Source organism: Actinacidiphila alni, from assembly GCF_900112845.1.
GTDB classification, from domain to species: domain Bacteria; phylum Actinomycetota; class Actinomycetes; order Streptomycetales; family Streptomycetaceae; genus Actinacidiphila; species Actinacidiphila alni.
Genome location: NZ_FONG01000032.1, coordinates 37,251 through 57,331 on the forward strand (window position 1 = coordinate 37,251; position 20,081 = coordinate 57,331).

Here is a 20,081-nt window from a genome sequence, read left to right on the forward strand (position 1 = left end):
CCAGGGGCGCGGGGAACTGCGCGACCAGCCCGCGCGGGGCTTCAGGCGAAAAACCGCCCCCAGCGGGGCAGACGCTGTTGTTTTCGCGACCACCGGCCCGGCAGCGGCTGAGCGCGCAGTTCCCCGCGCCCCTATAAACATGACTCCCGCACTCCGCAGGAGACCTCACGCACCCCACCCCCGGAGGGGCACCGCACTCCGCAGGAGAGGCCAAACAGCTGTTCAGGCGTCGTCGCCGTCCGCCGGGGCCTGGGGCAGGACCGGGTCGACCAGGACGGTGCCGATGCGGTTGCGCCGCCCGGCGGGTGTCTCCGCCGTGAGCCGCAGGGCCACGGCGGCGCGCTCGCCGGAGGCGTCCTCCGGGAGCGGCACGGTGGTGGTCGCCCCCGGAATGGGCACCCGCCCGAGGGACTTGGCGAGCAGACCGCCGACCGTCTCCACGTCGTCGTCGTCGAGCGCGACCCCGTAAAGATCGCCGAGGTCCCCGATGTCGAGCCGGGCGGTGACCCGGTAGGACCCGTCGCCGAGATCCTCCACGGGCGGCGTCTCGCGGTCGTACTCGTCGGTGATCTCGCCGACGATCTCCTCCAGGATGTCCTCGATGGTGACGATCCCGGCGGTGCCGCCGTACTCGTCGATCACCACGGCCACGTGATTGCGCTCCTGCTGCATCTCGCGCAGCAGGTCCCCGGCGTTCTTGGTGTCGGGCACGAAGGACGCGGGCCTGATCAGGGTGGAGACCGGCTCGGACTCCGCGTCCCGGTTGATGTGCACGCGGCGCGCCAGGTCCTTGAGGTAGACGAAGCCGACGACGTCGTCCTCGCTCTCGCCTGTCACCGGAATCCGGGAGAAGCCGCTGCGCAGTGCGAGCGTCATGGCCTGGCGGATCGTCTTGAAGCGTTCGATCATCACCAGTTCGGGCCGCGGCACCATCACCTCGCGCACGATGGTGTCGCCCAGTTCGAAGACCGAGTGCACCATGCGGCGCTCCTCGTCCTCGATCAGCGACTCGGACTCGGCGAGGTCGACCATGGCGCGCAGTTCGGCCTCGCTCGCGAACGGGCCGCGCTTGAAGCCCTTGCCGGGCGTGACCGCGTTGCCGAGCAGGATCAGCAGTCCCGGCACCGGACCCATCACCCGGGCCAGCGGCAGCAGCACGTACGAGGCGGCCGTCGCGGTGTTCATCGGGTGCTGGCGGCCGATGGTGCGCGGCGAGACGCCGACGGCCACGTACGACACCAGCACCATGACGCCGATCGCGACGGCCAGCACCTGCCAGGTGCGGTCGAAGTTCCGGTCGCAGACGACCGTGATGAGGACGGCGGCGGCCGTCTCGCAGCCGACCCGCAGCAGCAGGGCGACATTGAGGTAGCGCGTCGGGTCGGAGGCGACGGCCAGCAGATTCGCGGCGCCCTTGCGGCCGGAGCGCAGCGCGTCCTCGGCCCGGAACCGCGACACCCGGGCGATGGCGGTCTCGGCGCAGGCCGCGAGCCACGCGACCACGACCAGGACGACAGCGGAGACGATCATGCGAGGGTCCCCGTCGGCGTCAGTGGGTGGTGGGCGCGGGCGACTCGCCCTCGACCCCGCGGTCGGCGCGCCAGCCGTCCAGGATGGCCTTCTGGAGACCGAACATCTCGGCCTTCTCGTCGGCCTCCTCGTGGTCGTAGCCGAGCAGGTGGAGGACGCCGTGCACGGTGAGCAGTTGCAGCTCCTCGTCCATGGTGTGCTTGGTCGGCGCCTCCTCCGCCTGCTTCTTGGCCACCTCGGGGCAGAGCACGATGTCGCCGAGCAGCCCCTGCGCGGGTTCCTCGTCCTCCTTGCCGGGACGCAGTTCGTCCATCGGGAAGGACATGACATCGGTCGGCCCCGGCAGGTCCATCCACTGGATGTGCAGCTGCTCCATGGCATCGGCGTCCACCACGATCACCGAGAGCTCGGAGAGCGGGTGGATGCGCATGCGCTGCAGGGCGTAGCGGGCGGCGTCCAGGACCGCCTGCTCGTCGATCTCCCAGCCGGACTCGTTGTTGACGTCGATCGCCATGATGGTGAGGTGGTTACTTTCCGTTGGTACCGGCCGGGCCGGTGTTGCTGACGTCGTACCGCTCGTAGGCGTCCACGATGCGTCCGACCAGCTTATGGCGCACCACGTCGGTGCTGGTGAGCCGGGAGAAGTGGATGTCCTCCACGTCCCCGAGGATCTCCTGCACCTGCCGCAGCCCGCTCTTCGTCCCGTTCGGCAGGTCGACCTGCGTCACGTCACCGGTGATGACGATCTTCGAGTCGAAGCCGAGCCGGGTGAGGAACATCTTCATCTGCTCGGCGCTGGTGTTCTGCGCCTCGTCGAGGATGATGAACGCGTCATTGAGCGTCCTGCCGCGCATGTACGCCAGCGGGGCGACCTCGATCGTGCCGGCCGCCATCAGGCGGGGGATCGAGTCGGCGTCCAGCATGTCGTGGAGCGCGTCGTAGAGCGGGCGCAGGTAGGGGTCGATCTTCTCGTAGAGGGTGCCGGGCAGGAAGCCGAGGCGCTCGCCCGCCTCGACGGCGGGGCGGGTCAGGATGATCCGGCTGACCTGCTTGGACTGCAGGGCCTGGACGGCCTTGGCCATGGCCAGGTAGGTCTTGCCGGTGCCCGCGGGGCCGATGCCGAAGACGATGGTGTGCGTGTCGATGGCGTCGACGTACCGCTTCTGGTTGAGCGTCTTGGGGCGGATGGTACGGCCGCGGCTGGACAGGATGTTCTGGGTCAGCACCTGCGCGGGGGTCTCCGCGTCGGGGTCGACCGCCGAGCCGTTGGCGCGGAGCATCGCGATGGAGCGTTCCACCGCGTCCTCGGTCATCGGCTGGCCGGTGCGCAGCACCAGCATCATCTCGTCGAAGAGCCGCTGGACCAGGGCCACCTCGTCGGCCTCGCCGACGGCACTGACCTCATTGCCGCGGACGTGGATGTCGACGGCCGGGAAAGCCTGCTCGATCACGCGCAGGAGCGAGTCTCCCGATCCCAGGACGGTCACCATGGGGTGCTTGGCCGGTACGACGAAGTGGGCGCGCGCCTCGTGCGGCGGCTGCGGCTGCTGCTTTGTCGGTGTCTGAGTCATGGGCCGGCGCTAGGGCCTGCTCATCCCGCTTTCTGCTGATCGGCAGGCCCGGAGGGGCCTGGGGGTTCCAAGCGTACGACGCCGCGCCCCGCCCGCCGAGGGGATTTGGCGGCGTGCCCGTGCCACGACCGGGGCTCAGGCCGGGCGGAAGCCGATCGTGGGGACCGCGCGGCGGCGCGGCCAGGGGCGCGGGTCGGTGGGGAGCAGGGCGTCCAGGAAGGCGTAGCGGCCCACCGGGGAGGCCGGGTCCCCGGGCGCCCGCGCGTCCAGCGCCTTGGCCTGCTGCCACCAGGCGGCGATCTCCGCCCAGCCGGGCGCGGACAGCGAACCGCCGAATTCCTGCACCGACAGGGCCGCGCACAGCGAGGCGAAGGCCAGCCGGTCGGCCAGCGGCCAGGCGGCGAGGGTGCCGGTGACGAAGCCGGCCACGAAGACGTCGCCGGCGCCTGTCGGGTCCAGCGCCTCCACGAGAAGCGCGGGCACCTCGGCGGTCTCGCCGCTCGCGGAGTCCACGGCGACCGCGCCCTCCGAGCCGAGCGTCACCACCGCCAGCGGCACCCGTTCTGCGAGGGTACGGGCGGCGCTGCGGGGGCTGTCGGTGCGGGTGTACCGCATCGCCTCCTCGGCGTTCGGCAGGAACGCGGCGCAGTGGCGCAGGCCGTCCAGGTCCGCCGGGTCCCAGCGGCCGGTCTCGTCCCAGCCGACGTCCGCGAACACCTTGGTGCCGGTCGCCGCCGCCGCGCCGATCCACTCCTGGTCGCGTTCCTGGTCGCCGGCCCGGCCGTGGTGGCCCAGCGACGCCACCGCCGCCCGCGCGGGCGGCGGGCACGCCGGCACCGTCTCCTGCGCCGGGGGCGCCTCGTGCCCGTGGCTGACCATCGTGCGCTCGCCCTCGTACGCCATCGACACCGTCACCGGTGAGTGCCAGCCCGCGATGCGGCGGGACGGTTCCAGGTCGATGCCCTCGCCGGACGCGAGGCTGTCCCAGCAGTAGTCCCCGTAGACGTCGTCGCCGAAGGCCGCCGCCAGCGTCGTCCGCAGGCCGAGGCGGGCCAGGGCCGTCGCCATGTTCGCGATGCCGCCCGGGCTCGAGCCCATGCCCCGCGCCCACGACTCGGTGCCGCGCACCGGGGCGCTGTCCAGGCCCGTGAAGATGATGTCCAGGAACACCGTCCCGGTCAGGTACACGTCCGTCGCCGGGTCCCCCGGCGCACGGATCCCGCGGAGCGGGTCGAGCACGGGCAAGTCGTCCATGGCGTCACTGTGCCATGCTCTTTTTCTTTTGGACCGCCCGTCCTGCCCCGTGTTGCCGTCCCCGGATCTGCCGCCCACCGGGGGAAGATCCGGGGACGACATCAGGCGGGCAGGACGGACGGAAAAGGTATGCGCCTAACGATTCTGGGCGGCGGTGGGTTCAGGGTGCCGCTGGTGTACCGGGCCCTGGTCGGGGACGCGACGGTCAGCGAGGTGGTGCTGTACGACACGGACCCGCGCAGGCTGCGCGTGATCATGGCGGTGCTGGGGACCGTGAAGGGCGGCCCGCCCGTCCGCGCGGCCACGGACCTGCCCGACGCCCTCAGAGAAGCCGACTTCGTCTTCTCGGCGATCCGCGTCGGCGGCACCCCCGCCCGCGTCACGGACGAGAGGATCCCGCTGCACGAAGGCGTCCTCGGCCAGGAGACGGTCGGCGCGGGCGGCGTGCTGTACGGCCTGCGCACCCTCCCGGTGGCGATGTCGATCGCCGAGACGGTCGAGGCGGTGGCGCCGCGCGCATGGGTCATCAACTTCACCAACCCCGCCGGCATGGTGACCGAGGCGATGACCCGCGTCCTCGGCGAACGGGTGATCGGCATCTGCGACTCACCGGTGGGCCTGGTGCGGCGCGCGGCGCGGGCGGCGGGGGCGGACCCGGACGCGCCGGGGTTCGGCTACGACTACGTGGGCCTGAACCACCTGGGCTGGCTGCGCCGGCTGACGGTGGACGGTACGGACCTGCTGCCGGGTCTGCTGGCGGACCCGGCGGCGCTGGGCTCGTTCGAGGAGGGCCGGCTGTTCGGCCCGACGTGGCTGCAAGCGCTGGGCTCGCTGCCCAACGAGTACCTGCACTACTACTACTTCCGCCGGGAGTCGCTGGCCGCGGTGCGCGCCGCGGACACCACCCGCGGCGAATTCCTCGACCACCAGCAGTCCGCGTTCTTCGCGGCGGCCGACGCCGCGCCCGGCGACGCGTACGAGTTGTGGGAGCGCACGCGGCGGGAGCGCGAGGAGACGTACATGGCGGACAGCCGCGCGGCCTCCGGCGGCTGGCAGCGCGATCCGCACGACCTGGACGGCGGCGGCTACGACCGGGTGGCGCTGGCGCTGATGCGGGCGATCGCGCGGGACGAGCGGACGACGCTGATCCTCAACGTCCCGAACGGCGGCGCCCTGCCGTTCCTCGATCCGGCGGCGGTCGTCGAAGTGCCGTGCGCGGTGGGCGCGTTCGGGGCCAGGCCGCTGCCGGTGGCGGCGCCGGACGAGCACCAGGCGGGGCTGATGCTGGCGCTGAAGGCGGTGGAGCGGGCGGCGATCGAGGCGGCGGCGACCGGTTCGCGGCGGGCGGCGCTGCGGGCGCTAGCACTGCACCCGCTGGTGGACTCCCCCGCCGTGGCGGCCCGCATCCTGGCGGCGGCACACGCCGGGCGCTGACGGGGACCCGAACGGATTTCCGGCGCGATTCCGGCCACTCCAACGCCCTGAACTCGGGGTTCATCCAACGGAAACGCCGCCCGCACCAGCGATTGCCGCCACGCGCGTAGACCTCCCTTGACCTGCCAGGATCGGCGGGTCTAGGTTCGCCGCACCAACAAGCGTTGAAGGAGCACCGCCATGCCCCGAACCCGACTCTCCGGCCGCACCCGCGTGTTGGCCGTCACCGTGGCCGCCGCCGCGCTGGGCGCGACCTGCTACGGAGCCGGTGTCGCCGGCGCCCACGACTCCGTGCCGCGCAGCGACAAGCAGATCCCCAACCTCACCGATGTGGTGAGCGAGATCAAGGCGTACTACGGCGACACCGTCGACGCCTCCGGCGAGCACTTCCCGTCGGCGACCGGCAACTACGCCAAGCAGGTCGCGGGCATCGAGGCCAAGGCCACGGCGTACCTGGAGCGCGAGGTACGGCACGAGGGGCACGGCCACGGCGGTCACGCGGCGAAGCCGGCGATCGTGCTGGACGTCGACGACACCAGCGTCAACACGTACAACTACGAGCTGGAGGTGGGCTTCAACTACACGCCCGCCACCAACTCCGCGTACATCGCCAACAAGAACATGCAGGCCGTCTTCGGCATGCAGACCCTCACCAACTGGGCGGCCGACCACGGCATCACCGTCTTCTGGATCACCGGCCGCCCGGAGGCCCAGCGCGCCGACACCGTCCGCAATCTCGCCGCCGTCGGCTACAAGCCCGCCGCCGACACCGACCATCTCTACCTGAAGAACGCGGCGAACCCGCCCGCGTACCTGCCGTGCGGCGCGACCTGTACGACCATCGAGTACAAGTCCGGCACCCGCAAGCACATCGAGTCGCTCGGCTACAACATCGTCGCCAACTTCGGCGACCAGTACAGCGACCTGACCGGCGGCTACGCCGACAAGACCTTCAAGCTGCCGAACCCGATGTACTTCCTGCCGTAAGAGCCGGCAACGGCCGGCACCGGCCGAGCAGAGGCCGGTGAGAAGCCGGTCAGCCGACGTCGTACGCCTCGACCTCCGCGAGCAACCGCGCCCGGCGCGGCTCGTCGTGGTCGAGGAAGGCGGCGAGGAACGAATTGCGGGCCAGGGTGCGCTCGTCCTCCCCGGTGAGCGGGAGGGCGGCGCGCACCGCCGCGAAGTTGTCGTCCGCGTAGCCGCCGAAGTAGGCGGGGTCGTCGGAGTTGACGGTGACCCGCAGGCCCTCGGCGAGCATCCGGGGCAGCGGGTGCGCGGCCAGCGAACTCACGCAGCGCAGCCGGACGTTGGACAGCGGGCACACCGTCAGCGGCACCTGCTCGCGGACCAGCCGGGCCACCAGCTCCGGGTCCTCCAGGGAGCGGATGCCGTGGTCGATCCGCTCCACGCCCAGCACGTCCAGCGCCTCCCGGACGTACGCGGGCGGCCCCTCCTCACCGGCGTGCGCGACCCTGCGCAGCCCGGCCGCCGCGGCCCGCTCGTACACCTCGCGGAATGCCGCCGGCGGGTGCCCGACCTCCGCGGAGTCCAGGCCGATCCCGGTGATCACCCCGAAGTACGGCCGCGCCGCCTCGAAGGTCTCCAGCGCCGATTCCGCGGGCTCGTCCCGCAGGAAGCACATGATCAGCCCGCCGCTGATCCCGTGCCTGCCGCCCTCCTTCTCCAGTGCCCCGGCGAGCCCGTCGATCACCGTCCCGATCGGCACCCCGCGGGCTGTGTGCGCCTGCGGGTCGAAGAAGATCTCCGCGTGCCGCACGCCCTGTTCCGCGGCCCGTTCCAGATAGGCGGCCATCAGGTCGGCGAAGTCCCGCTCGGTCCGCAGCACGGCCATCAGCGCGTAGTACAGGTCGAGGAAGGACTGGAGGTCGGTGAAGGAGTACGCCTGCCGCAGCGCCTGTGTCGTCGGGTACGGCAGCGCGATCCCGTTGCGCGCGGCGAGCGTGAACGCCAGCTCGGGTTCGAGCGTCCCCTCGATGTGCAGATGCAGTTCGGCCTTGGGGAGGGGGGACGTGCGCGGCATGACGGTGGTCGCTTTCGTGGTGCGGGTGGTTCGTACGGTCCGAGGCGCGTGGCGGGCTCAGGTGCGGCGCGGGACCGGGACGCGGATCAGGTCGTGGGCGATGGTCAGTTCGCCGTCGTAGCCGGCGGCGCGGGCCTGCTCGGCGAAGGCGGCGGGGTCGGGGTAGCGCTGCGAGAAGTGGGTGAGGACGAGGTGGCGGACCCCGGCGTCGCGGGCGACGGCCGCGGCCTGGCCCGCGGTGAGGTGGCCGTGGTCGGCGGCGAGGGAGGCGTCCGCGTCGAGGAAGGTGGACTCGATGACGAGCAGGTCGCAGCCCTCTGCGAGCGCCGGGACGGCGTCGCAGAGCCGGGTGTCCATGACGAAGGCGAAGCGCTGACCGCGGCGCGGCACGCTGACCTCGTCGAGGGTGACGCCGTTCAGCGTGCCCTCGCGGCGCAGCCGGGCGATGTCGGGGCCGGTGATGCCGGCGGCGGCGAGCTTGTCGGGGAGCATGCGGCGGCCGTCGGGCTCGGTGAGGCGGTAGCCGTAGGAGTCGACGGGGTGCGAAAGCGCCCGGGCCTCCAGGGTGAAGGCGGGGGTCGCGGCGAGCACGCCGTCCGCGGTGACCGGCTCCGGGCGCAGGTCGGCGGCCTCGTGGTAGGCGGTGGCGTAGCGGAGGCGGTCGAAGAAGTGCCGGCCGCTCGCCGGGAAGTGGACGGTCACCGGGTGCGGGACGCGGTCGAGGCTGATCCGCTGGAGGACGCCCGCCAGCCCCAGCGAGTGGTCGCCGTGGAAGTGCGTGACGCAGATCCGGGTGAGGTCGTGGGCGGCGACCCCGGCGTGCAGCATCTGCCGCTGGGTGCCCTCGCCGGGGTCGAAGAGGATCGCCTCGCGGTCCCAGCGCAGGACGTAGCCGTTGTGGTTGCGGTGCCGGGTCGGCACCTGGCTGGCGGTGCCGAGGACGACCAGTTCGCGTACCGACAACGGCCGGGCCTCAGACCAGCCGCTGGAGGTCGCGCCCGCCGAGGACGTGGGCGTGCGCGTGGAAGACCGTCTGCCCGGCGCCGGGACCGGTGTTGAAGACGATCCGGTAGCCCGTGCCGTCGACCTTCTCCTGCGCCGCGACCTCGCCGGCCTCGCGCAGCACGTCGGCGGCGGCGCCGGGGTCGGCCGCCGCGAGGGAGGCGGCGTCGGGGTGGTGCACCCGGGGGATCACGAGCACATGCGTCGGCGCCTGCGGGCTGATGTCGCGGAAGGCGACGGTGGTCTCGGTCTCCCGGACGATCGTCGCGGGGATCTCCCCCGCCACGATCTTGCAGAACAGGCAGTCGGGCTGCGGCTCTCCCGCCATGGCGGCGGCCCCCTCTCGTACGGATACGGTGCCCGTGCATCGTATCGGCCGCCGGGCGGCGCCCCGGCCGCGCGCCACCGTGCCGGGGCGCCGCGTGTCCCACGGCCGGGACACCGTACGACGCCCGCCTCAGTCCCAGCCGTGCAGCGTCACGCCCCGCCCGCCCGACAGGTACGAGCGCAGTGCCGCGTCCGTGGACGGCACGAATTGCGCGGGCAGTTCGCCGACCGGCACCCACTCCACCCGCGCGTGCTTGCCCGGCTCGCGGTTCTCCGGCTCGCCCTGCCACGCGCGCGTGCCGAACACCACCCACAGGAATCCGTCGGGCGACTCCACGCCCCACGCGCCGTGGATCACATGCGCCAGCTCCAGCGTCGCCGGGTCGACGGTGAGGCCGGTCTCCTCGTACAGCTCGCGCACCGCCGTGGCGGTGACCGGCTCGCCCGGGTCGCTCTTGCCGCCGGGCAGGTCCCACAGCCCCTGCCCGAACTTGGCGTGCTCGCCGCGCTGGATGAGCACGACCCGGTCGGTGTCCGGGTCGTGCACGATCACGGCGGCGACGAGCAGCGTCATCGACTCCACGGCGGGCGGCAGGGCCGACGTACGGGCCCGCGCGGGCCGGGGCGTCATCCGTTCTCCGGTCGGTGCGGCAGCTCCGGCAGATCCGGCGGTGTCTTCGCGGGCCGCTCCGCCAGCGCCGCGAGCGCCAGCTCCACCGCCTTGTCGAGCTGCGGGTCGCGGGCCGCCGCCCAGTCCTGCGGTGTCTGGAGCACCTCGACGTCCGGGTCGACGCCGTGGTTCTCCACGTCCCAGCCGAAACCCTCCAGCCAGAAGGCGTACTTGGGCTGGGTGACGCCCGTGCCGTCGACCAGCCGGTAGCGGCTGTCGATGCCGATGACCCCGCCCCAGGTGCGGGTGCCGACGACCGGGCCGATGCCCAGGGCGCGGATCGCCGCGTTGACGATGTCGCCGTCGGAGCCGGAGAACTCGTTGGCGACGGCGACGACAGGACCGCGCGGCGCGTCCATCGGATAGCTGAACGGCCGGCCGTCCCGCCACACGTCCCAGCCGATCACCCGCCGGGCCAGCTTCTCGATGACGAGCTGCGACGTATGGCCGCCGCGGTTCTCCCGGACGTCCACGACCAGGCCCTCGCGGGCGACCTCCACGCGCAGGTCGCGGTGGAGCTGCGCCCAGCCGCTGCCGACCATGTCGGGCACGTGCAGATAGCCGAGCCGGCCGCCGGACGCGCGGTGCACACGGTCCCGCCGGCCGGCCACCCAGTCGTGGTAGCGCAGCGCCTCCTCGTCGGCGAGCGGCACGGCCACCACCTGGCGTACGGGGCCGCCCGCCCCGGGTGCGACGGTCAGTTCGACGGGCTTGCCCGCGGTGCCGACCAGCAGCGGTCCCGGCCCGGTGACCGGGTCGACGGGCCGGCCGTCGACCGCGAGCAGCGTGTCACCGGCGCGGACGGCGACACCGGGCGCGGCCAGCGGGGAGCGGGCGTCGGGGTCGGAGGACTCGCCGGGCAGCACCCGGTCGATCCGCCAACTCCCTTCGTCGGTACGGGAGATGTCCGCGCCGAGCAGGCCCTGCCGGTGCAGCGGGTCGGTGTGGCCGCCGGACGGGATGACATAGGCGTGCGAGGTGCCCAGCTCGCCGTGCAGCTCCCACAGCACGTCGATCAGGTCGTCATGGGTGGCGATCCGGTCGAGCAGCGGCCGGTAGCGCGCGGCGGCGGCCGGCCAGTCGGTGCCGCCCATGTCGGCCCGCCAGAAATTGTCGCGCATCAGGCGGTGCGTCTCGTCGAACATCTGCCGCCACTCGTCCTGCGGGCGGACGGTGACGCGGACCCGGGACAGGTCGACGGCGACCGAGCCGCCGTGCTCGTCGTCGGCGTCGGACTTGCTGTCGGCGGGCGTGACCCGCAGCCGTGAACCGGTGCGCAGCAGCACCTTGCTGCCGTCGCCGGTGACCGCGAAGCCGTCGGCGTCGTCGGCGATCTCCTCGGTCCGCAGCTGCGCCAGGTCGTAGCGCTCCAGCACGGTGCGCGGCGGTTCGGCCTCCGGGGTGGCCAGGGCCGAGCCGAGGGTGCCGGTCAGCGGGTGCCGCAGCCACAGCACACCGCCCTTGGCGGCGCGCAGCCCCGAGTAGTGCCCGGCCTCGACGGGGAAGGGCACGATCCGGTCGGCGAGGCCCTCGGTGTCGACCCGGGTGACGGGGGTGCGCGGCCGGTCGTCCTTGCCGCCCTCGCCGGCCGGTTCCTTCGCGGCGCCGCCGTCCTGCTCCTCGCCCGCGCCCGCGGTACGTCCTTCCGCCTCGTCGTCGGCCGCGTCGTAGGGGCGGCCGTGCCGCTGCGGGCCGAAGGGCGACGGGGTGGTCGCGGCCAACGTGATCAGGTACGGGCGGCAGGCGTTGGGGAAGGACAGGTCGAAGACGTGCGCGTCGTAGACCGGGTCGAAGGCGCGCTCGGACAGGAACGCCAGATGGCGGCCGTCGGCGGTGAAGGCGGGCGCGGAGTCCTGGAAGCGCAGCGGTGTCGCGTCGGTCACCGTCAGGTCGGCGGTGGCGGCGAGTTTCAGCTGCCGCAGCCCGCCGGGGCCCGGGTGCGACCAGGCCAGCCACGCCGAGTCGGGCGAGAAGGCGAGCCCGGAGGCGTCGCCCGCGTCGCCGGCGATCACCTCGCGGACCTCGCCGGTCTGGACCGCGACAAGCAGCACCCGGCCGTCGTGCGAGGCGACGGCGACGTGGTGGCCGTCCGGCGACACCTCCATGCGCAGCACCCGGCCGAGGCGTCCGGCGGCGAGCCGGCGCGGCGCGGTGCCGGCGGGCAGGCCGGCGGCCGGGGCGACGTCGAGGGCGTCCTCGCCGTCCGCGTCGGTCACCCACACCACCTGCTGGTCGCCGTCGGCGCCGCCCTGGCCGAAGACCCGCGGCAGCCGGGTGCGGACGCCCGGCTCCGCGGACAGCGCCCGCGCGGGGCCGCCGCGGTGGGTGAGCCAGTGGGTGGTGCCGCGGATCTCCAGGGCGCTGCCGCGGCCGGTGTGGTCGGGGCGGGCGTCGCCGAGGTGGTGCGCGGCCCTGACCGGGTACGGGCGCAGGTCGGCGCGCTGGCCGCCGAGCCGCACCTCGACCGGGTACGGCCGCGCGGCGGGGTCGGTGAGGTCGTCCAGCAGGTGGAGCCGGCCGCCCGCGGTGAACGCGACGCGGCGGCCGTCGGTGGCGGCCTGCCGGGCGTAGAAGCCGTCGACGCCGTTCGCGGGGGTGTGCCGGCGCAGGTCGGTGCCGTCGGGCAGGCTCGAATAGAGCGCTCCGGCGCCCTCGTGGTCGGAAAGGAAGGCGATCCGGTCGCCGGCCCACATCGGGCACTCGATGTTGCCGTCGAGGTCCGCGTGCAGCCGCTCGAAGCCGCCGTCGCCGGCCGCGTCGATCCACAGCTTGCCCGCGGTGCCGCCCCGGTAGTGCTTCCAGTACGCGGCCTCGCGGCTCATCGTCGCCGACTGGAGCAGCACCGCGCCGCCGGGCCCGTACGCCACGTCGCCGACCGGGCCGTACGGCAGGGTCCGAGCGGGGCCGCCGTCCAGCGGCACCTCGCGCGCCCAACTGCGGCGCAGCGTCGCCTCTCCGGCCGTGCTGATCACCACCAGGCCGCCGTCGGGGGTCCAGGTCCGCACCGCGGTGCGGGCGCTGCCCCAGTACGTGAGGCGCCGGGCCTGGCCGCCGTCCAGCGGGGCGACCTGCACCTCGGGGGCGCCGTCCAGGGTCGAGGTCCACGCCACCCAGGCGCCGTCCGGCGACACCCGGGGGCGGCCGACCGGCACATTGTCCGCGCTGACCCGCCAGGCGCGCCCGCCGTCCAGCGGTGCCACCCACACGTCGTCCTCGGCGGTGAACGCGATCGTGTCGCCGTGCGGATGCGGGTGCCGCAGATACGAGGGCTGCGGGGCGCCGGGGCCCCTGCCCCCGCTCCGGTCGCCGGCGCGGTCGCCTTCGCGGTCTGTGTCCCGGTCTCTGTCCTGGTCCTGGCCTCGGCCTTGGTCGCTCACTGGGCCACCATAACGACGGCGATCATGTCTTCGCCGAGCAGTTGCCCAGACCCCGTACGTCGAAGACGGTCTTCTTGCCGACGACGGCCGTCAGATGGCCCTGTACGCACTTGTCGTCCAACTGCTTGGTGACGATGCCCGTCACGGAGATCTTGCCGTTGTCCTCGGTGCGCCCGAGGCAGTCGACCTTGTCCTGCGTCTTTCCGGTGCTCGCGCTGCACGACAGCCAACTCACCTTGACGCCGTCCTGTTTGAGGGCGTGCGTCGCCAACTGGTCGGTGGTGGCGGACACCGCGCTCGCGCCGAGGCCGTCCGCCGGGTCGCACGCGGTGACGGTCAGCACGGCGGCGGCGCCCAGTACGGCGCCCGCGCCCCATTTCCCCATTCGTCCCATACCTCCACGCTCCGCCTCCCGGCCGCCGCCGTAAATCCCCCAGAGGCAGGACAGATCCCCTACGGGGCACGGGAGTTCTGTTCCGGGCCGGGAACTTCCCTCGCGGGCCCGGGATTTCCGCTGCGGGCCGCGGATTCCCCTTGCGGGCCCGGGGGTTCAGCCCCAGCGGCCGGTGCGGGCCAGCAGGACGGAGCCGGCGGCGACACCGGCGGTGGAGGTGCGCAGGACGGTCGGGCCAAGGCGGTACGGGGCGGCCCCGGCGGCGGCGAAGGCCGCGATCTCCTCCGGGGAGACACCGCCCTCGGGCCCGACGACGAGGACGATGTCGCCGGACTCCGGCAGCGCCGCGGTCGCGAGGGCGGCGCTGCCCTCCTCGTGCAGCACCCCGGCGAAGGCGGCGCCGGACAGCAGCCCGGCCACCTGACGGGTCGTCATCGGCTCGGCCACGGACGGGAATCGCAGCCGCCGCGCCTGCTTGGCGGCCTCCCGCGCGGTGGACCGCCACTTGGCCAGCGCCTTGGCGCCGCGCTCGCCCCGCCACTGCGTGACGCAGCGGGCCGCCGACCACGGCACGACCGCGTCGATGCCGGCCTCCGTCATGGTCTCGACGGCCAGTTCGCCACGGTCGCCCTTGGGCAGCGCCTGAACGACCGTGATCCGCACCGCGGGTTCCGGCTCGGTCCGGTGCTCGCGCACCTCGACCTCCAGCACGTCCTTGCCGGAGACGGCGGCCACGACGCCGTACGCGCCGCGTCCGGTGCCGTCGGTCAGCACGATCTCCTCGCCGGGCGTGAGGCGCCGCACCGAGACCGCGTGCCGCCCCTCGGGGCCCGTGACGGTGACGGCGGCCGGCGCTCCGTCCAGCGCCTGCGGCTCGACCAGGAAGACCGGGGCGGTCATGCGAGTGCCTCCCTGGCGGCGTGCAGTTCGGCGACCAGCAGCTCGACCAGCCGGCCCGCGGACACGTCCCGGGCCAGTCGGTGGCCCTGGCCCGCCCACAGCGCCATCGCCTGCGGGTCGCCCGCCGCCGCGGCGGCCTTGCGCAGCCCGGACGTCAGATGGTGGACCTGCGGGTAGCCGGGCGGCGCGTACGGGCCGTGCTCGCGCATGAAGCGGTTGAGCAGGCCGCGCGCCGGGCGCCCGGAGAAGGCCCGGGTCAGTTCCGTACGGGCGAAGACCGGGTCGGTGACGGCCCGCTTGTGCAGCGGATTCGCGCCGGACTCCGGGCACACCAGGAAGGCGGTGCCGAGCTGCGCCGCGTCCGCGCCCGCGGCCAGCACCGCGGCGATCTGGCCGCCGCGCATCAGCCCGCCCGCGGCGATCATCGGGATCTGCACGGCCTCGCGGACCTGCGGCACCAGCGAGAGCAGGCCGAAGCCCGCGCCGTCGAGCTGCGGGTCGTCGCGGTGCGTGCCCTGGTGGCCGCCGGCCTCCAGGCCCTGTACGCACACCGCGTCCGCGCCCGCCCACTGCGCGGCCAGCGCTTCCGAGGGGGAGGTCACCGTCACGACCGTGTACGTGCCCGCCTTCGCGAAGGCGTCCAGCACCGAGCGGTCAGGGCAGCCGAAGGTGAAGCTCACCATCGGGACCGGGTCCTCCAGCAGGATCGCGACCTTCGCGTCGTACGCGTCGTCCGTCCCGGACTCCGGGTCGCCCAGCGGCGTCCCGTACCAGGCCGCCTCCCCCGCCAACTGCTCGGCGTACACCGCCACCGCCGAGGGGTCCGCTGTCGCGGGCTGCGGCATGAACAGATTCACCCCGAAGGGGTGCGAGCTGAGGTGCCGGACCTGGCGGATCTCCTCGTACATCGCCTCGGACGTCTTGTATCCGGCCGCCAGGAACCCCAGTCCCCCGGCCGCGCCGACGGCAGCGGCGAGCTGCGGATTCGACGCGCCCCCCGCCATCGGGGCCTGGATGATCGGGTAGGCCGAGAAGGACGAGAGATCGGTCAACGCGGACATGCCGTTCATCGTGCCATGCGCCCCCGGGCGCCCCGTACCCGCACCTCTGCGGAGGAGGGTGCCCCTTCAGGGGCGCGGGGACGCGGCGCTGCGCGGGCGGAAGTGGGTGCCTGATAGGGGCGCGGGGAACTGCGCGCTCAGCCCGCGCGCGCCTTCAGGCGAAAAACCGCCCCCAGCGGGGCAGACGCTGTTTGTTGTGCGACCACCGGGCCGGTGGGGGCGGGCCGCGCAGTTCCCCGCGCCCCTATCAGGCACCCACTTCCGCCAGCGCAGCGCCGCGTCCCCGCGCCCCTGAGGGTGAACGTCCACCGCACGCGCGGGTACAGGGACCGCACCCCTAAAGACCTCACTCACCGCCAGGCGAAAAGGCACCGCACTCCGCAGGAGGGGCACCCGTACCCCGCACGGAGCGGGCCCTCCTCTGCGAGGAGAGCGGGCGGGCTAGCGCCCGTTGAAGGCGTCCTTGAGGCGGGAGAAGAGACCTTGTTGGCCGGGGGCGAACTGGCCGAGGGGACGCTCCTCGCCGCGGAGGACGGCGAGCCGTCGGAGAAGTTCCTCCTGCTCGGCATCGAGCTTGCTGGGCGTGAGGACCTCGACGTGCACGACGAGATCGCCGCGCCCCCCACCGCGCAGGTGGGTGACACCCCGCTGGTGGAGCGGGATGGACTGCCCGGACTGGGTGCCGGGCCGGATGTCGATCTCCTCCAGACCGTCCAGCGTCTCGAGCGGGCACTTCGTGCCGAGCGAGGCCGCCGTCATCGGAATGGTGACGGTGCAGTGCAGATCGTCCCCGCGCCGCTGGAAGACGGCGTGCGGCACCTCACGGATCTCGACGTAGAGGTCACCGGCGGGCCCGCCGCCGGGCCCGACCTCGCCCTCGCCGGCGAGCTGGATACGGGTGCCGTTGTCGACGCCCGCGGGGATCTTCACGGTGAGGGTGCGGCGCGACCGTACACGCCCGTCGCCCGCGCACTCGGGGCACGGCGTGGGCACCACGGTGCCGAAGCCCTGGCACTGCGGGCACGGCCTGGACGTCATGACCTGGCCGAGGAAGGACCGGGTGACCTGCGAGACCTCGCCGCGGCCGCGGCACATGTCACAGGTCTGCGCGGCGGTGCCGGGCGCGGCCCCCTCGCCGTTGCAGGTGCCGCAGGTGACCGCGGTGTCGACCTGGATGTCCTTGGTGGTGCCGAAGGCCGCCTCGTCCAGCTCGACCTCGAGGCGGATCATGGCGTCCTGGCCGCGCCGGGTGCGCGAGCGCGGCCCCCGCTGCTGGGACTGCCCGAAGAAGGCGTCCATGATGTCGCTGAAGTTGCCGAAGCCGGCGCCGAAGCCGCCCGCGCCGCCGCCGGCCGCCCCCAGGGGGTCGCCGCCGAGGTCGTAGACCTGCTTCTTCTGCGGGTCGGAGAGCACCTCGTAGGCGGCGTTGATCTCCTTGAACCGCTCCTGCGTCTTGGGGTCCGGGTTGACGTCCGGGTGCAGCTCGCGGGCGAGCCGGCGGAACGCCTTCTTGATCTCGTCCGGGCCTGCGTCGCGGCGCACGCCGAGCACGGCGTAGTAGTCCGTGGCCACTTACGACTCCGCCAGGATCTGTCCGACGTAACGTGCCACTGCGCGTACCGCTCCCATCGTTCCGGGGTAGTCCATGCGGGTCGGTCCGACCACGCCGAGTTTGGCGACTGCCTCGTCGCCCGAACCGTAGCCGACCGCCACCACAGAGGTGGAATTGAGCCCCTCGTGAAAATTCTCATGACCGATCCGTACGGTCATGCCCGAGTCCTTGGCCTCGCCGAGCAGTTTGAGGAGCACCATCTGCTCCTCCAGTGCTTCGAGCACCGGCCGGATGGTCAGCGGGAAGTCGTGGTTGAACCGGGTGAGATTCGCCGCACCGCCGAGCATGATCCGTTCCTCGGTCTCCTCCACGAGGGTCTCCAGGAGGGTGGCGAGCACGGCGGTGACCGAGGGGCGCTCGTCCGGGTCGAAGCCGTCGGGCAGGTCCTGCACCAGCGGCGGCACGTCCGCGAAGCGGCGGCCCACGACCCGGCTGTTGAGCCGGGCCCGCAGATCGCCGAGGACGGTCTCGCCGACCGGTGCGGGGCAGTCGATCAGCCGCTGCTCGACCCGGCCGGTGTCGGTGATGAGCACGAGCATGACGCGGGCGGGCGCCAGCGGCAGCAGTTCCACGTGCCGGACCGAGGAGCGGGTCAGCGACGGGTACTGCACGACCGCGACCTGCCGGGTGAGCTGCGCGAGCAGCCGTACGGTGCGGCCCACCACGTCGTCGAGGTCGACCGCGCCGTCCAGGAAGTTCTGGATCGCGCGGCGTTCGGCGGACGACAGCGGCTTGACGCCGGCGAGCTTGTCGACGAAGAGCCGGTAGCCCTTGTCGGTGGGGATGCGGCCCGCGCTGGTGTGCGGCTGGGCGATGTAGCCCTCGTCCTCCAGCACCGCCATGTCGTTGCGCACGGTGGCGGGCGAGACTCCAAGCCGGTGGCGTTCGGTGAGCGCCTTGGAGCCGACCGGCTCCTCGGTCCCGACGTAGTCCTGGACGATGGCACGCAGCACTTCGAGCCTGCGTTCGCTCAGCATCGCGCACCTCCCAGCCGTACGGCCTCGTCGTCCGTGGGTCCTGCGCGGATCGTCCGTGAACCGCCCTGGCCTGGCACTCCTGTGTTTCGAGTGCCAGCCGCCCCGCAGCAAGTGTACGGCGAGGTGGCAAGGGCGAAGCAAGAGCACCGTACGGGTGGGCGAAGTGTGCCGGGATGCGCGGATGGAGTGCGGCGGGTTGCGGGGGCGGCGTGAGAGGCACGCGGGGCCGCGGGGGTGGGGGGACGGCGCGCGCGGCGCGGCGTGGCGGCGATAGCGTCGGTCCCGTGAGATCTGCGGGATCTATGGATGCGGCGGGGCCGGTGGAGAGCACGGGCTGGGAGCCGCTGGCGCCCGGTGTCGCGCGGCGGCGGCTGCCGCATCTGGACGTGACCATCGGTCTGGTGGTCGGCGACGACGGTGTGCTGCTGGTGGACACCGGCTCGACGCTGCGCGAGGGCGCGGAGCTGCGGGCGCAGGTCGAGGCGCTGACCGGTGGCCGGTCGGTCACCCATGTCGCGCTCACCCACGGCCACTTCGACCATGTCTTCGGCACCGCGGCCTTCCCGGGCGCCGAGGTGTACGGGCAGACGGCGCTCGGCGCGCTGCTGCGGCGCGAACGGGACGCGCTGCGCGCGTCGGCGGTCGCCTTCGGCACCGACCCGGCGGAGGCGGCGCGGGCCGCGGACGCCCTGGTGCCGCCGGGCCGGACGGTCGGCCGTGAGCTGGAGCTCGACCTGGGCGACCGGCGGGTGCTGCTGGTCCACCCCGGGCTCGGGCACACCCGCAACGATCTGGTGGTGGTCGTGCCCGGCGCCACCCCCAGCGACCCCACGGTGGTGTTCTGCGGCGACCTGGTCGAGGAGTCGGGCGAGCCGCAGGCCGACGAGGACGCGGTGCCCGGCGCGTGGCCCGGCACCCTGGACGCGGTGCTGGCGCTGGGCGGTGCGACGGCGCGCTACGTACCGGGGCACGGCGCGGTGGTCGACGCGCGGTTCGTCCGGGCGCAGCGCGACGCGCTGGCCGACCGTTTCCGGCCACTGCCGTAACGCCGGCCCTGGCTACGATCTCCCTCATGCGCAGCAGGAGTTACGACGACCCGGATCTTCCCCCTACCTTCGGCGGGGGGACCCCCACCCCGTGGAAGCGGAGTACGCCCGCGCCCGAGGTGGCCGCCGAGCGTGACCTGGTCGTGGAGGAGGCCGGCACCGGTTTCTGCGGGGCCGTGGTGCGGGTGGAGAAGACCGCCGAGGGGCTGACGGTCACTCTGGAGGACCGCTTCGGCAAACACCGGGTCTTCCCGATGGAGCCACGCGGCTTCCTCATCGACGGCAAGCCCGTCACCCTGGTGCGGCCCAAGGCGCCGGGGCCGCGCGGGCCGCTGCTGTCCGCGTCCGGCTCGATCGCGGTCACCGATGCCAAGGCGCGCGTGGCGCGCGCCGGGCGGATCTATGTGGAAGGCAAGCACGACGCCGAACTGGTCGAGCGGGTCTGGGGCCACGACCTGCGCGTCGAGGGCGTCGTCGTGGAGTTCCTGGAGGGCGTGGACGACCTTCCGGCCATCGTGGACGCCTTCTCGCCCGGGCCCGACGCCCGGCTCGGGGTGCTGGTCGACCACTTGGTGCCGGGTTCCAAGGAGTCCCGGATCGCGGCCTCCGTCACCGGCTCCGACGTGCTGGTCGTCGGCCACCCCTACATCGACGTCTGGGAGGCCGTGAAGCCGTCGTCGGTCGGCATCCGGGAGTGGCCGCGCGTGCCGCGCGGCGAGGACTGGAAGACCGGTGTCTGCCGCAGCCTCGGCTGGCAGATGACCACGGGCGAGGCGTGGCAGCGCATCCTCGCCTCGGTCCACACCTACAAGGACCTCCAGCCGGAGCTGCTGGGCCGGGTCGAGGAGTTGATCGACTTCGTGACGGCGCCCTGATCCCGGCCCT

At 73.3% G+C, this 20,081-nt stretch carries 18 protein-coding genes; 4 read left to right on the forward strand and 14 right to left on the reverse strand.

Annotated elements, in window-relative coordinates:
* Positions 1-222: 222 nt before the first annotated feature.
* From BM076_RS33675 to BM076_RS33690, 4 genes are all read right to left on the reverse strand, one after another.
* Complete coding sequence (locus BM076_RS33675) at positions 223-1,530, reverse strand: hemolysin family protein (RefSeq protein WP_093717571.1); 1,308 nt, start codon at positions 1,528-1,530, stop codon at positions 223-225.
* Between the two features lie 19 nt (positions 1,531-1,549).
* On the reverse strand, positions 1,550-2,044 hold the full coding sequence (gene ybeY, locus BM076_RS33680) for an rRNA maturation RNase YbeY (RefSeq protein WP_093717572.1): 495 nt from the start codon (positions 2,042-2,044) through the stop codon (positions 1,550-1,552).
* A 13-nt stretch (positions 2,045-2,057) separates the two neighbouring features.
* Complete coding sequence (locus BM076_RS33685) at positions 2,058-3,101, reverse strand: PhoH family protein (protein ID WP_093717573.1); 1,044 nt, start codon at positions 3,099-3,101, stop codon at positions 2,058-2,060.
* 135 nt (positions 3,102-3,236) lie between these two features.
* Positions 3,237-4,355 (reverse strand): carbohydrate kinase family protein, encoded by a 1,119-nt coding sequence (locus tag BM076_RS33690; RefSeq protein ID WP_093717574.1) that lies wholly within the window; start codon positions 4,353-4,355, stop codon positions 3,237-3,239.
* 129 nt (positions 4,356-4,484) lie between these two features.
* On the opposite strand from BM076_RS33690, the gene BM076_RS33695 reads away from it, so the two are divergent.
* Both BM076_RS33695 and BM076_RS33700 read left to right on the forward strand, forming a co-directional pair.
* On the forward strand, positions 4,485-5,789 hold the full coding sequence (locus BM076_RS33695) for a family 4 glycosyl hydrolase (protein WP_093717575.1): 1,305 nt from the start codon (positions 4,485-4,487) through the stop codon (positions 5,787-5,789).
* A gap of 180 nt (positions 5,790-5,969) precedes the next feature.
* Positions 5,970-6,776 carry an HAD family acid phosphatase gene (locus BM076_RS33700; RefSeq protein WP_093717576.1) on the forward strand — a complete coding sequence of 269 codons (807 nt, stop codon included), beginning with the start codon at positions 5,970-5,972 and terminating at the stop codon, positions 6,774-6,776.
* Positions 6,777-6,825: 49 nt separating this feature from the next.
* On the opposite strand, the gene BM076_RS33705 is transcribed toward BM076_RS33700, so the two are convergent.
* From BM076_RS33705 to hrcA, 10 genes are all read right to left on the reverse strand, one after another.
* On the reverse strand, positions 6,826-7,830 hold the full coding sequence (locus BM076_RS33705; protein ID WP_093717577.1) for an adenosine deaminase: 1,005 nt from the start codon (positions 7,828-7,830) through the stop codon (positions 6,826-6,828).
* Positions 7,831-7,887: 57 nt separating this feature from the next.
* Complete coding sequence (locus BM076_RS33710; RefSeq protein WP_093717578.1) at positions 7,888-8,793, reverse strand: ribonuclease Z; 906 nt, start codon at positions 8,791-8,793, stop codon at positions 7,888-7,890.
* A 10-nt stretch (positions 8,794-8,803) separates the two neighbouring features.
* Positions 8,804-9,160 carry a histidine triad nucleotide-binding protein gene (locus BM076_RS33715; protein ID WP_093717579.1) on the reverse strand — a complete coding sequence of 119 codons (357 nt, stop codon included), beginning with the start codon at positions 9,158-9,160 and terminating at the stop codon, positions 8,804-8,806.
* 129 nt (positions 9,161-9,289) lie between these two features.
* Positions 9,290-9,790 (reverse strand): NUDIX domain-containing protein, encoded by a 501-nt coding sequence (locus BM076_RS33720; protein ID WP_093717580.1) that lies wholly within the window; start codon positions 9,788-9,790, stop codon positions 9,290-9,292.
* The gene (locus tag BM076_RS33725) at positions 9,787-13,089 is read right to left on the reverse strand and encodes a S41 family peptidase (protein WP_245796637.1); all 3,303 of its coding nucleotides are present in this window, start codon (positions 13,087-13,089) and stop codon (positions 9,787-9,789) included. Before BM076_RS33725 ends, BM076_RS33720 begins: the two co-directional genes overlap by 4 nt.
* 139 nt (positions 13,090-13,228) lie before the next feature.
* Positions 13,229-13,600 (reverse strand): hypothetical protein, encoded by a 372-nt coding sequence (locus BM076_RS33730; RefSeq protein WP_143120713.1) that lies wholly within the window; start codon positions 13,598-13,600, stop codon positions 13,229-13,231.
* Between the two features lie 156 nt (positions 13,601-13,756).
* Positions 13,757-14,500 carry a 16S rRNA (uracil(1498)-N(3))-methyltransferase gene (locus BM076_RS33735; RefSeq protein ID WP_093717583.1) on the reverse strand — a complete coding sequence of 248 codons (744 nt, stop codon included), beginning with the start codon at positions 14,498-14,500 and terminating at the stop codon, positions 13,757-13,759.
* Entirely contained in the window at positions 14,497-15,561 is a 1,065-nt protein-coding gene (locus BM076_RS33740; RefSeq protein ID WP_407640746.1) for a nitronate monooxygenase, read from the reverse strand. Before BM076_RS33740 ends, BM076_RS33735 begins: the two co-directional genes overlap by 4 nt.
* A gap of 441 nt (positions 15,562-16,002) precedes the next feature.
* Entirely contained in the window at positions 16,003-17,133 is a 1,131-nt protein-coding gene (gene dnaJ / locus BM076_RS33745; protein ID WP_093717585.1) for a molecular chaperone DnaJ, read from the reverse strand.
* A complete protein-coding gene (gene hrcA, locus BM076_RS33750) occupies positions 17,134-18,150 on the reverse strand; it encodes a heat-inducible transcriptional repressor HrcA (protein ID WP_093717586.1) in 1,017 nt (338 codons plus the stop codon).
* A gap of 302 nt (positions 18,151-18,452) precedes the next feature.
* Here hrcA and BM076_RS33755 point away from each other — a divergent pair, with 302 nt between their 5' ends.
* Both BM076_RS33755 and BM076_RS33760 read left to right on the forward strand, forming a co-directional pair.
* Entirely contained in the window at positions 18,453-19,196 is a 744-nt protein-coding gene (locus BM076_RS33755; RefSeq protein WP_093717587.1) for an MBL fold metallo-hydrolase, read from the forward strand.
* A 26-nt stretch (positions 19,197-19,222) separates the two neighbouring features.
* The gene (locus tag BM076_RS33760; RefSeq protein ID WP_093717588.1) at positions 19,223-20,071 is read left to right on the forward strand and encodes a DUF3097 domain-containing protein; all 849 of its coding nucleotides are present in this window, start codon (positions 19,223-19,225) and stop codon (positions 20,069-20,071) included.
* Positions 20,072-20,081 lie beyond the last annotated feature (10 nt).